Origin of the sequence: Streptomyces sp. NBC_00775, from assembly GCF_036347135.1 — a bacterium.
Taxonomy (GTDB): Bacteria; Actinomycetota; Actinomycetes; order Streptomycetales; family Streptomycetaceae; genus Streptomyces; species Streptomyces lutosisoli.
In genome coordinates this window covers 7933058-7945310 of record NZ_CP108938.1, presented here as the reverse complement: position 1 = coordinate 7945310, position 12253 = coordinate 7933058, and the positions used below count along the sequence as shown (strand labels likewise).

12 protein-coding genes are annotated in these 12253 nt (G+C 70.4%); 4 read left to right on the top strand and 8 right to left on the bottom strand.

Going from position 1 to position 12253, the window contains the following annotated elements; all coding sequences use genetic code 11:
* Positions 1-4: 4 nt before the first annotated feature.
* The 3 genes from OIC96_RS35275 to OIC96_RS35265 all read right to left on the bottom strand — a co-directional run bounded on the left by OIC96_RS35275 (position 5) and on the right by OIC96_RS35265 (position 3111).
* Entirely contained in the window at positions 5-256 is a 252-nt protein-coding gene (locus tag OIC96_RS35275) for a (2Fe-2S)-binding protein (protein ID WP_330303954.1), read from the bottom strand.
* 164 nt (positions 257-420) lie between these two features.
* Positions 421-1773 carry a class II 3-deoxy-7-phosphoheptulonate synthase gene (locus OIC96_RS35270; protein WP_330303955.1) on the bottom strand — a complete coding sequence of 451 codons (1353 nt, stop codon included), beginning with the start codon at positions 1771-1773 and terminating at the stop codon, positions 421-423.
* A 114-nt stretch (positions 1774-1887) separates the two neighbouring features.
* Positions 1888-3111 carry a glycoside hydrolase domain-containing protein gene (locus OIC96_RS35265; protein WP_330303956.1) on the bottom strand — a complete coding sequence of 408 codons (1224 nt, stop codon included), beginning with the start codon at positions 3109-3111 and terminating at the stop codon, positions 1888-1890.
* A gap of 120 nt (positions 3112-3231) precedes the next feature.
* Here OIC96_RS35265 and OIC96_RS49955 point away from each other — a divergent pair, with 120 nt between their 5' ends.
* Together OIC96_RS49955 and OIC96_RS35260 are read left to right on the top strand one after the other, a co-directional pair.
* Complete coding sequence (locus OIC96_RS49955) at positions 3232-3288, top strand: trp operon leader peptide (RefSeq protein ID WP_071528813.1); 57 nt, start codon at positions 3232-3234, stop codon at positions 3286-3288.
* A 119-nt stretch (positions 3289-3407) separates the two neighbouring features.
* The gene (locus tag OIC96_RS35260; protein ID WP_330303957.1) at positions 3408-5312 is read left to right on the top strand and encodes an anthranilate synthase family protein; all 1905 of its coding nucleotides are present in this window, start codon (positions 3408-3410) and stop codon (positions 5310-5312) included.
* On the opposite strand, the gene OIC96_RS35255 is transcribed toward OIC96_RS35260, so the two are convergent.
* From OIC96_RS35255 to OIC96_RS35235, 5 genes are all read right to left on the bottom strand, one after another.
* A complete protein-coding gene (locus OIC96_RS35255; RefSeq protein ID WP_330303958.1) occupies positions 5264-6259 on the bottom strand; it encodes a 2-hydroxyacid dehydrogenase in 996 nt (331 codons plus the stop codon). The two genes, OIC96_RS35260 and OIC96_RS35255, sit on opposite strands and share 49 nt — an antisense overlap.
* Before the next feature lie 241 nt (positions 6260-6500).
* Positions 6501-7529, bottom strand: coding sequence for a 6-phosphofructokinase (locus OIC96_RS35250; RefSeq protein ID WP_330303959.1), 1029 nt, complete (start codon positions 7527-7529; stop codon positions 6501-6503).
* Between the two features lie 156 nt (positions 7530-7685).
* Entirely contained in the window at positions 7686-8378 is a 693-nt protein-coding gene (locus OIC96_RS35245) for a response regulator transcription factor (protein WP_330303960.1), read from the bottom strand.
* Between the two features lie 19 nt (positions 8379-8397).
* Entirely contained in the window at positions 8398-9624 is a 1227-nt protein-coding gene (macS, locus tag OIC96_RS35240; RefSeq protein WP_330303961.1) for a MacS family sensor histidine kinase, read from the bottom strand.
* A 77-nt stretch (positions 9625-9701) separates the two neighbouring features.
* Positions 9702-10481, bottom strand: coding sequence for a lysophospholipid acyltransferase family protein (locus OIC96_RS35235; protein ID WP_330303962.1), 780 nt, complete (start codon positions 10479-10481; stop codon positions 9702-9704).
* Between the two features lie 170 nt (positions 10482-10651).
* Between OIC96_RS35235 and OIC96_RS35230 the strand changes: the two genes are divergently transcribed.
* Both OIC96_RS35230 and OIC96_RS35225 read left to right on the top strand, forming a co-directional pair.
* The gene (locus OIC96_RS35230; RefSeq protein ID WP_330310061.1) at positions 10652-11461 is read left to right on the top strand and encodes an alpha/beta hydrolase; all 810 of its coding nucleotides are present in this window, start codon (positions 10652-10654) and stop codon (positions 11459-11461) included.
* A 133-nt stretch (positions 11462-11594) separates the two neighbouring features.
* Positions 11595-12245 (top strand): hypothetical protein, encoded by a 651-nt coding sequence (locus OIC96_RS35225; RefSeq protein WP_406502253.1) that lies wholly within the window; start codon positions 11595-11597, stop codon positions 12243-12245.
* The last annotated feature ends 8 nt before the right edge of the window (positions 12246-12253 follow it).

Genomic DNA, 12253 nt, shown 5'->3' with positions numbered 1-12253 from the left:
GGAGCTAGGCCGCGTCTTCCAGTTCGGCCAGTTCGGCCACTTCGGCGAGGACCGGCTTGCCCCGGTCGGCCAGCTCACGGCGCGGGCAGGCATCCCTGCCCAGCAGCGCCTGAATACGGCGTACGCACGACCCGCAGTCCGTACCCGCCTTGCAGGCCGACGCTATCTGCCGGGGGGTGCAGGCACCGCCATCCGCGTGCTTCTTGACCTGCGCCTCGGTCACGCCGAAGCAGTTGCAGACGTACACGCGGGTCACCTCCCGACGGGATCGAAGAGTCAGTCACGCCATCCCGATGATCGGTGAGGCTTACCTAACCTTACCCGGCGCACAGCTGTCGTAAAAGTGGGGTGGGGCGCGGATCGTATGTGATCCGCGCCCCACTTCACATGCCGGTAACAGGCGAAATGCCTGCTGATCTCCTACTGGTCGCGGTACATCTCGGCGACCAGGAAGGCCAGGTCAAGGGACTGGCTGCGGTTCAGACGCGGGTCGCAGGCCGTCTCGTAGCGCTGGTGCAGATCGTCGACGAAGATCTCGTCGCCGCCGCCCACGCACTCGGTGACGTCGTCACCGGTGAGCTCGACATGAATGCCGCCCGGGTGCGTGCCGAGGGACTTGTGGACCTCGAAGAAGCCCTTGACCTCGTCGAGCACGTCGTCGAAGCGGCGGGTCTTGTGGCCCGAGGCCGCCTCGAAGGTGTTGCCGTGCATCGGGTCGGTCACCCAGGCGACGGTCGCGCCGGAGGCGGTGACCTTCTCGACCAGCTCGGGCAGCTTGTCGCGGACCTTGTCCGCGCCCATCCGCACGATGAAGGTCAGACGGCCCGGCTCACGGTCGGGGTCGAGGCGCTCGATGTACTGCAGCGCTTCCTCGGCCGTCGTCGTCGGGCCCAGCTTGATGCCGATCGGGTTGCGGATCTTCGAGGCGAACTCGATGTGCGCGCCGTCCAGCTGACGGGTGCGCTCACCGATCCACACCATGTGGCCCGAGACGTCGTACAGGTGGCCCGTACGCGAGTCGACCCTGGTCAGCGCCGACTCGTAGTCGAGGAGCAGCGCCTCGTGGGAGGAGTAGAACTCGACGGTCTTGAACTCCTCCGGGTCGGTCCCGCAGGCCCGCATGAAGTTCATCGCGTTGTCGATCTCGCGCGCCAGCTGCTCGTAGCGCTGGCCGGACGGGGACGACTTCACGAAGTCCTGGTTCCAGGCGTGCACCTGGCGCAGGTCGGCGTAGCCGCCGGTGGTGAAGGCGCGCACCAGGTTGAGCGTGGAGGCGGAGGCGTTGTACATCCGCTTCAGGCGCTCGGGGTCCGGGATGCGGGACTTCTCGTCGAAGTCGAAGCCGTTGACCGAGTCGCCGCGGTACGTCGGCAGGGTCACGCCGTCGCGGGTCTCGGTGCCCTTGGAGCGCGGCTTGGAGTACTGGCCGGCGATGCGGCCGACCTTCACGACCGGCACCGAGGCGGCGTACGTCAGCACGGCGCCCATCTGGAGCAGGGTCTTGAGCTTTTGACGGATGTGGTCGGCCGACACGGCATCGAAGGCCTCGGCGCAGTCGCCGCCCTGGAGCAGGAACGCCTCTCCCTTGGCGACGGCCGCCATCCGGGCGCGCAGCTGGTCGCACTCGCCCGCGAAGACGAGCGGCGGATACGACTCGAGGTCCGCGATCACATCGCGCAGAGCCTCGGCATCGGGGTACTCGGGCTGCTGCGCCGCGGGCAGGTTTCGCCAGGTGTTGCCAGCGCTTGCGCTGGACTTAGCGTTCACGGTCACCTCCACAACATTACGGGGTCGTGTCGGGCGTCCATTCACGTGCTCATCAATTGAGACGGGCCGCGCTCGATCGGGGGTGCTCCAGGTAGCCGTACGACGGGTCCCCCAGGCCGCTCAGTCCACGTCGAGCCGGTCGCGGTCGATGTCGATCGTCACTCCGCCGTGGGTCTCGGTCGTGTCGCCCCGGTACTGGTGGATGCGCTGGTGGCTGGCCCACAGATCCTTGGGGATCGCCGGGTCGGCGGTGGTGTACACGAGGTTCCAGCTGGCGAAGTGGATCACGTCGGGCAGGGTGACGCTGCTCCGGTGGGCCACCAGGTCGGTGATCAGGGACGAGACGCTGCCGTACGCGCCGGAGCGGTAGCCCAGCGTGTGCAGACGCTTGGTGTAGGCGTTGAGGTAGCCGAGCACCCGGGTGGTCACGGCTCCCCCGGGGGGATAGTTCTCCAGGTCGAGATAGATCACCGTGCCCTTGCCGAGCCCCAGGGCCGCGGCCTGCACGGCCGCGTCGGAGGCGGCCGCGGTGCCCTGGGATGCCGGACTGGTGATCGCGGCGCAGTTGCCCTGACAGCTGCCGCCGTCCGCGGCGGGCTGCCGGCCGACGTACAGCGGGAAGAACCGCCAGCCGGCCGTGTACTGCTTGCGCACCCACCCGGCGGTGAGGTTCGGCTGGGCGCAGGCGCGGTTGATCCCGCCGATGTAGACGCCGACGGCGCCGTAGTCGGACGCCGTCCGCCAGGCGTTCATCGCCGACTGGCTGGGGGCGGTGCAGGCGTCGAAGCCCTTGCCCCGGAAGGACGTGGCGTCCGCGGGGAGGGGCGCCGCGGCGGGCGTCTCGGAGGCCTCCTCGGCCCGCGCGGCGGCGACGGGCAGACCGGCGCTGCGCAGGACGTCCTGGATCCGCGTACGGTCCTCGCCGTACGCGGCGGTCACGGTGATGCGGTCCGCGGTGGCCCGGTAGGTACGGGTCGTGCGGTTCTCGGTGACGGCGCTCCCGCCGGCAGGTGCGGGGGCCGGCTGGATCAGGAGCGCTTCGGTACGCCCCCTGGCCCGGGCCGGGCACCTCTGCCGGTCGCCGGGCGTGCCGAGGTACACGGCGTGCCGGTCGAACCGGACACAGGCGTCCGGGTGCTCCGCCAGGTCCACGACCTCCCAGGAGGCGGGGACGGTGAACTCATGGCCCCGGTACGCGACCCGGACGGTGTCCTCGGAGTCCGCGGGGCGCGGGGCCGCGCGAGCGGCGCCGAGCGAGCCGGCGGCGAGGGCCGCGGCCGCGGCGAACACCGTGAGCGCGCGGGCACCGCTCCGGCGGAGCTGGGGTGAACGGGCTGCGGGCATGGCTCTCTCTCCTCGGTCGGGCTTCGTGGCCATGCATGGCCGGTGACCGAGCAGTCCGAACGCGACACGGGAACGGTTCACGCTGTTGCCCGACCCCCGGGGTCGGGTAGGGTGCGGCGCATGTTCGCGCATTCGACCCAGAACTGGTGGTGGACCGCTCATCCGGCGGCCCACTGACTGCGCGTACGCAAGACTTCGCGAAGGCCGCCCGAGGGGCGGCCTTCGGTGTTTCCCGGGGTCGTTCCTCTCCCAGTGAGCTCGCTGACCGAGCTCCACCACGAGAAGGAACAGGACCGATGAACCTGCTCGACCTGCTGGACGATCCCCGTCCGTTCGCCCTGCTGCGCCGCCGCACCCCGGGCCACGATCACGACGTCGTGGAGCTCCTGCTCGGCCCGGTCACCGACTGCGACCGCCTCGCCGACATCCCCGTCGGCGACCGCCCCTCCCTCGCCCTCGTCCCGTTCCGCCAGATCCGGGAGCGCGGCTTCGACGTCCGTGACGACGGCACGCCGCTGGCGGTGCTGACCGCCGAGGAGACGTACGAACTGCCGCTGGAGCAGGTCCTGTCACAGCTGCCGTCGCACGACGTGCGCGTCGAGGGCGGGGGCTTCGACGTCGCCGACGAGGAGTACGCCGGGATCGTGGGGCGGGTGCTGCGCGAGGAGATCGGGCGGGGCGAGGGCGCGAACTTCGTGATCCGGCGTACGTACGAGGGTGAGATCCCGGGGTTCGGGAAGGCCGACGCGCTGGCGCTGTTCCGGCGGCTGCTGGTGGGTGAGCGGGGCGCGTACTGGACGTATGTCGTGCACACCGGGGAGCGGACGCTGGTCGGGGCGAGCCCCGAGGTGCACGTCCGGATGTCCGGCGGGACCGTCGTGATGAACCCGATCAGCGGCACGTACCGCTATCCGGACGGGGGGCCGACGCCCGAGGACCTGCTCGCCTTCCTCGCCGACGGCAAGGAGATCGAGGAGCTGTCGATGGTCGTCGACGAGGAGCTCAAGATGATGTGCACCGTCGGTGACATGGGCGGGGTGGTGATCGGGCCGCGGCTCAAGGAGATGGCCCATCTCGCGCACACCGAGTACGAGTTGCGGGGCCGGTCCTCGCTGGATGTGCGGGAGGTGCTGAAGGAGACCATGTTCGCGGCGACCGTCACCGGCTCACCGGTGCAGAACGCCTGCCGGGTGATCGAGCGGTACGAGCCCCTCGGGCGGGACGGTGTCGGGCGGGGCTATTACGCGGGGGCGCTGGCCCTGGTCGGGCGGGACGCGGGCGGGGCCCAGACCCTCGACTCCCCCATCCTCATCCGCACCGCCGACATCGACGCGGACGGGCGGCTGCGGGTGCCGGTAGGTGCCACGCTCGTACGGGGATCGGATCCGGCGAGCGAGGTCGCCGAGACGCATGCGAAGGCGGCGGGGGTGCTGGCGGCCCTGGGGGTGCGGCCCGGCAGGCCGCGCGCGGAGGGCGTACGGCCGAAGCTGGGCGACGACCCGCGGGTGCAGGCGGCGCTGGACGGGCGGCGGGCCTCGCTGGCGCCGTTCTGGCTGCGGATGCAGGAGCGTGCCGCGGAGCTCACGGGGCACGCGCTCGTCGTGGACGGCGAGGACACCTTCACGGCGATGCTCGGGCATGTGCTGCGGTCCAGTGGGCTGGAGGTGACGGTTCGGCGGTACGACGAGGCGGGGCTGCGGGAGGCTGTGCTCGCGCACGAGGGGCCGGTGGTGCTGGGGCCCGGGCCCGGTGACCCGTCGGACGTGACCGATCCGAAGATGCGGTTCCTGCGGGAGCTCACCGCCGAGGTGATCCGCGGTCACCGGCACGGTGTGCTCGGTGTCTGTCTCGGGCACGAGCTGATCGCGGCCGAGCTGGGGCTGGAGATCGTGCGGAAGGAAGTGCCGTACCAGGGCGCGCAGACCGAGATCCAGCTCTTCGGGCGTCCCGAGACGGTCGGCTTCTACAACAGCTTCGTGGCGCGGTGTGATGGCGAGGCCCTGGCGGAGCTGTCCGCCCATGGCGTCGAGGTCAGCCTCAGCGACAGCGGCGAGGTGCACGCCATGCGCGGGCCGGGGTTCGCGGGGGTGCAGTTCCATCCGGAGTCGGTGCTGACGCTGAACGGCGCCGCTGTCGTACGGGAGCTGGTCGGTCAGCTGCGGGGCACCAGCACGTTCTCCGAGCGGCGGCCCGCCCTGTAGTCGAGGACGTTCTTGACCGTGGCGTCGACGATCTGACCCACGGCGTCCTCGGTGTAGTACGCCTGGTGGGACGTGACCAGCACGTTCGGGAAGGTGACGAGGCGGGCCAGAGTGTCGTCCCCGATGACCTCCAGCGACTTGTCGAGGAAGAAGAGCCCGGCCTCCGCCTCGTACACGTCGAGGCCGACGCCCGTGAAGCGGCCCTCGCGCAGCTCGGCGACGAGGGCCTGGGTGTCGATGAGGCCGCCACGGCTGGAGTTCACCAGGATCGCGTCGTCCTTCATCGCGCGCAGGGCGGCGGCGTCGATGAGGCGCTCGGTCTGCGGCAGCAGGGGAACGTGCAGGGTGATCAGGTCGGACTCGGCGAGGAGCCGCTCCTTGGGGACGTACTTCATGCCGAGTTCTACGCAGGCCGGGTTTTCGGCGATGTCCCAGCCGAGCAGGTTCATACCGAAGCCGTGGGCGATCCGGGTGAACGCCTCGCCGATCTTGCCGGTGCCGAGGACGCCGGCCGTGCGGCCGTGCATGTCGCGGCCCATCAGCCCGTCGAGGCGGAAGTCGAAGTCGCGGGTGCGGGTGGCGGCGCGCACGATACGGCGGTTGACGGCCATGCCGAGGGTCCACGCGAACTCGGCGACCGAGTACGGCGAGTAGTACGAGACGCGGGCGACCGTCATGCCGACGCGCTCGGCGACGTCGAGGTCGATGTTGTTGAAGCCGGTGGAGCGCTGGGCGATCAGCTGGGTGCCGCCGGCTGCCAGGGTCTGCAGGACGCGGTGGCCCAGGCCGCAGTTGACGCTGGTGGAGATGGCCTCGTAGCCGGCCGCGATGGGAGCGGTGTCCTCGGTGAGGAAGACGTCAAGGCTGCGGACCTCGTGGTGTCCTGCGAAGGCCCGCTCGATCAGGGGCTTCTCGTCGGACTGGACGCCGAAGGCGAGAATCTCCACGGGGCCCTCCGGGGGTTGTGCCGGAAATGTCTGGTGCCGGTGAATATACGGGGGGTTGGGGGTTGTTCGCCTGCGGATCGTGGGGGGGCGGGGCCGGGTCGGGGGTATCCGTCCTCGGTCTGGCGCGGAATCGGTCGGGTCCGAGGAACCGGCGTTGACGCGCCAGCCGCTGCGGGCGGACACCCCCGACCCGGCCCCTTGCCGCCGTTCGCGGCTGACCGTCGTCGGGGGCTTGCGTCCGTCAGCCGAAGAAGACGCCTACCTCCTCGTAGAGCTCGGGGCTTACCGTCTTCAGTTTGGCCGTGGCCTCCGCGATGGGGACGCGGATGATGTCCGTGCCGCGCAGGGCGACCATCTTGCCGAAGTCGCCGTCACGGACGGCCTCGATGGCGTGCAGGCCGAAGCGGGTGGCCAGCCAGCGGTCGAAGGCGCTGGGGGTGCCGCCGCGCTGGATGTGGCCCAGGACCGTCGTACGGGCCTCCTTGCCGGTGCGCTTCTCGATCTCCTTGGCCAGCCACTCGCCGACCCCGGAGAGGCGTACATGGCCGAAGGAGTCGAGGGACTCGTCCTTGAGGACCATCTGGCCGTCCTTGGGCATCGCCCCCTCGGCGATGACCACGATCGGGGCGTACGAGGCCTTGAACCGCGAGGTCACATAGGCGCACACCTGGTCGACGTCGAAGCGCTGCTCGGGGATGAGGATGACGTTGGCGCCGCCGGCCAGGCCCGAGTGGATGGCGATCCAGCCCGCGTGGCGGCCCATCACCTCGCAGACAAGGACGCGCATGTGCGACTCGGCCGTGGTGTGCAGGCGGTCGATCGCCTCGGTGGCGATGCCTACGGCGGTGTCGAAGCCGAAGGTGTAGTCGGTGGCGGACAGGTCGTTGTCGATGGTCTTCGGTACGCCGACCACGGGCACGCCGTACTCGTCGGTGAGGCGCGCGGCGACGCCGAGCGTGTCCTCGCCGCCGATCGCGATGAGCGCCTCGACCTCCTGCTTGGCGAGGTTCTCCTTGATGCGGCGGATGCCGTTCTCCTGCTTCAAGGGGTTGGTGCGTGAGGAGCCGAGGATGGTGCCGCCGCGGGGCAGGATGCCGCGCACGGCGGGGATGTCCAGCCTGACGGTGTCGTTCTCGAGCGGTCCGCGCCAGCCGTCCCGGAAGCCGACGAAGTCGTATCCGTACTCCTGCACGCCCTTGCGGACGATGCCCCGGATGACGGCGTTGAGTCCGGGGCAGTCGCCGCCTCCGGTCAGTACTCCGACCCGCATGGAAAAGTCCCTTCGCCGCGGTTGCCTGATGGGACTCACGCTAATAGTGATCCAGGTCACTTCGGCATGGTGCGGAAGGTCAATTCCGGTGAATTGTGCGGGTGTTGATCAGTCGTCCTCGCCTGAGGCTTCACTCGAAAGAGGGGTGCGTGAGGTTTACGCCTCGTCAAGGCCGCGTTCTATGGCGTAGCGCACCAGCTCGACGCGGTTGTGGAGTTGCAGCTTGCCCAGGGTGTTCTGCACATGGTTCTGGACCGTGCGGTGGGAGATGACCAGGCGCTCGGCTATCTGCTTGTAGCTCAGGCCCTTGGCGACCAGCCGGAGCACCTCGGTCTCGCGGTCGGTGAGTTGAGGGGCCCTGGGCTCGTCGGTGCCCGTGGCGGAGGCCGGTTCGGAGGCCAGCCGGCGGTACTCGCCGAGGACCAGGCCCGCGAGGCCCGGCGTGAACACCGGGTCGCCGACGGCTGTGCGGCGGACCGCGTCGATCAGTTCCTCCGTGGACGCCGACTTGAGGAGGTAGCCCGTCGCACCGGACTTCACCGCCTCCAGGACGTCCGCGTGCTCGCCGCTGGCCGACAGCACCAGGACACGGAGGGCCGGGTTGGCGCCGACCAGCTCCTTGCAGACCTGGACGCCGGGCTTGGCGGGCAGGTTCAGGTCGAGCACGAGGACATCGGGCGCGGCGGCCTGGGCGCGGCGCACCGCCTGCTCGCCGTCCCCCGCGGTGGCGACCACGTCGAAGCCGGCCTCGGCCAGGTCGCGCGCCACGGCGTCGCGCCACATGGGGTGGTCGTCGACCACCATGACCTTGATCGGGGCCTGCCCAGCCACGTCCTTGACCTCCGTCATCGCCGTCCCACCGTCTTGTTCATCGCCGTTCCGCCTTCCCCCGGGAAACCTTCGGTACCTTCAGCTCGACCTCCGTGCCCTGGCCCGGGACCGAGATCAGCTCCGCCGTGCCGCCCAGGTCGCGCAGCCGGCCGCGGATCGACAGGGCCACCCCGAGCCGTCCCTCGCCCTCGGCCTGGGCGAGCCGGCCCTCCGGGATGCCGGGGCCGTCGTCGCGGACGGTCACCACCACCTCGTCCGGCTCGTCCTCGACCAGGATCCAGGCCCGGGCGTCCTCGCCGACGTGCTTGCGGACATTGTCCAGGGCGGCACCGACGGCGGCGGCCAACTCCCGTGCGGCGGCCGGGGGAAGCGGGACCGGGGAGCCCGGCTCGGAGAAGGTGACGCGCGCCGTGGCGTACGGGGCGAGCAGGGCGCGCAGGTCGACGGGGTCCGCCGAGCCCTCGTCGTCGTCCGGCTCCTCCACCGCGCGTACGACGGCGCCGAGCGCGGCGTCCTCGGACACCCTGGAGACGGGCACCAGGCCGCCCGAGACCAGCGTGCGCAGCGCCACCTCCTGCTCACCGGCCATCCGGCCCAGCTCCGCCGCCTCGCCGCCGAGCGCGGAGGCGCGCCGCTGCACCATGGCGAGGACCTGGAGTACGCCGTCGTGGATGTCGCGGGCCAGGCGCTCCCGTTCGCGGGTGGCGGCCTCGATCTCCAGGGCGCGGGCGAGGGTGAGCTCCGAGGCGCGGGCGACCTCGACGACGTATCCGATGGCGATGGAGGCGACCCAGACGAGGATCACGTTGTGCACGGTGTCGCGGGTCGGGGCACCGCGCTCGACGATGTTGACGGCGGCGACGAGCGTGGAGGCGAAGGCGGCCCAGCGCCAGCCGCCCTTGATCGCGAAGGCCAGGACGGAGCCGGCGGTCCATATCGACGGCAGGGTCGGGCCGCCGGCCTCTATCCGCGAGGAGGCGTCGGCGACCCGGGTGAGCAGGATGCCGGCGAGCGCGATGGTGAGGTCCGCGGTGAGGAACCGCTTGGTGCAGCTGGCCGCGTTCGCGACCCTGGGGAGGGTCGCCAGGGTCCACACGAACAGCAGTGCGTAGAACGCGATCGCCACCCAGGGGCGGGTGAACTTGTCGTACGCGGTGGCGAACAGGCCGATCGCGTACAGCATGGTCAGCACGCGGTACGCGGTGAGCGCACGCCACAGCGGCTGCTCGACCGACATCCTCATGACTCTTTCGCGCTTCGCCATGGCCCCCCTCTTATGGCTCGTTCGCCTCCGGGGCGCTCCCCCACCCCGTCCACTCCCACACGTCCAGACGGACGCGCCTAGGAGCCGGACCGTTCCTTCTCCGCCTGCTCGGCTTCCTTGGCGGCCTGCTTCTCGGCTTGCGCGAGCGCGGCCTTCGCCGCCTTCTCCGCGTCCTTGTCGGCCTTCGCCGCCTCCGCGATCTGCCGCTTGGCGGCCGTCGCGTAGATGTCGACGTACTCCTGGCCGGAGAGCTTCATGATCTCGTACATGACCTCGTCGGTCACCGCGCGGAGCACGAAACGGTCGTGCTCCATGCCGATGTACCGGCTGAAGTCCAGCGGCTTGCCGATGCGGATGCCCGGGCGCATCAGCTTGGGCATCACCTTGCCCGGAGGCTGGATCTTCTCGGTGTCGATCATCGCGACCGGGATGACGGGCGCACCGGTGGCGAGCGCCACGCGCGCGAGGCCGCCGGGCTTGCCGCGGTAGAGGCGGCCGTCGGGCGAGCGCGTGCCCTCCGGGTAGATGCCGAACAGCTCACCGCGCTCGATGACGTCGACACCGCTCTTGACCGCCGCCTCGCCCGCACCGCGCGCGCCGGAGCGGTCCACCGGGAGCTGGCCGACACCCTTGAAGAAGGCGGCGGTCATCCGGCCCTTGATGCCGGGCGTCGTGAAGTACTCGGCCTTCGCGATGAAGGTCACCTTGCGGTCGAGGACCGCGGGCAGGAAGAACGAGTCCGAGAACGACAGGTGATTGCTCGCCAGAATGGCGGGGCCCTCGGCGGGGATGTTCTCGAGGCCTTCCACCCAGGGCCTGAAGGCGAGCTTCAGTGGCCCTCCGATGGAAAACTTCATAGCGCCGTAGATCAACCGAGTGCCTCCTGTGTCGTCGATCAGACCTTAACCCGGAGCACCGTCAAAGGACCCGACGACCCTGGTCGGTGTCAGTGCGGTCGCGTACGGTGAAGTACGCCTCGAAGCCTCGGGGGTTCCGTTCCGTCCGCCTCATGAACAGGAGACCGAAGGTGCCGGTCCTTCCGGGAGCCGAGCCGTTCCGCCACGAGGGCGGAGAGGTCGGCGTCCTTCTCTGCCACGGTTTCACCGGGTCCCCGCAGTCGCTGCGACCCTGGGCGGAGTATCTCGCCGAGCGCGGCCTGACCGTGGCGCTGCCGCTGCTGCCGGGACACGGCACGCGCTGGGAGGACATGCAGCTCACCGGCTGGCAGGACTGGTACGCGGAGCTGGACCGCGAGCTTCGCGCCCTGCGGGACCGGTGCACTCAGGTGTTCGTCTTCGGGCTCTCCATGGGCGCCGCGCTGACCCTGCGGCTGGCGGCCAAGCACGGTGACGAGGTCAGCGGCATCGTGGTCGTCAACCCGCTGAACAAGGTGCATGGTCCGGCCGCGCACGCCCTCCCGGTGCTCCGGCACTTCGTGCGGTCGGTCAAGGGAATCGTGAGCGACATCGCGAAGGAGGGTGCGGACGAGGTCGGGTACGACCGGGTGCCGCTGCACGCCGCGCAGTCGTTGCGGAACCTCCTCGGGGTCGTCGACGCCGATCTGCCGCAGGTCACCCAGCCGATATTGCTGCTGCACAGCCTCCAGGACCATGTGGTGTCCCCCGCCGACTCGGCGCGCGTCCTCAGCCGGGTGTCGTCCACGGACGTGACGGAGATCCTGCTGGAACAGAGCTACCACGTCGCGACGTTGGACCACGACGCGGACCGGATCTTCGAGGAGAGCTACGCGTTCATCGCCCGGCTCGCGCCCGGCGTCGGCAAGGAGTCCGACGCGGGTCAGGTGGGTCAGCAGGAAGGGACGGCCACCGGTGGCTGAGCACGACGCGGAGCGCGGCGACTCCGAGGAGAAGGGCGTACCTCTCGGCGAGCCCCTCGACGGGTCCGTCGACGGGACTCTCGGTGAGCCTCTCGACGCGACTCTCGACGCGACTCTCGGGGAGGAGCAGAGCGTGCCCTTCGACGAGGACGCCGCGTGGCAGGCGATCGTCGCCGGGTACGGCGAGGAGCCGCCGGACCCGCCCGGCGCTAAACCGTTCAAGTCGATCGAGGACCTGGCGCTCCTCGACCCGGAGACGAACGACGGGACCGACGGCGGCGACAACGGGACCGGCCGCGGCAACAAGAGCGGCAGGGGCGACGGCGGCAACAGCGGCAACGGGGATAGCAGGGACATCAAGGACGCTGCTGAGTCCGGGGACGGATCCGACTCCGGTTCCAGCTCCGGCTCCGGTTCCGAGTCCGGATCCGGGGGCAAGGCCCTCGGCAGCTCGATCGCCTTCGCACCCGGTGTCGGGGGCCCGCGCGACTACCAGGCGCCCGAGCCCACCGAGGACGACTTCGACGAGGACGACGAGGGCCACTTCGTACCGCCCGAGCCGCCCCCGCTGCCGGAGGCCGACACCACCGCCAAGTTCGCCTGGCTCGGTGTCATCGGCGGACCCATCCTGCTCCTGCTGGCCGTCCTCCTCAGCTGGGAGATGACCTGGTGGCTCGCCACCGTCAGCATCGGCGGCTTCGTCGGCGGCTTCGCCACGCTGGTGGCACGTATGAAGACCGACGACGAGGACGGGGACGATCCGGGGCGGGGCGCGGTGGTCTGACCCGCCGC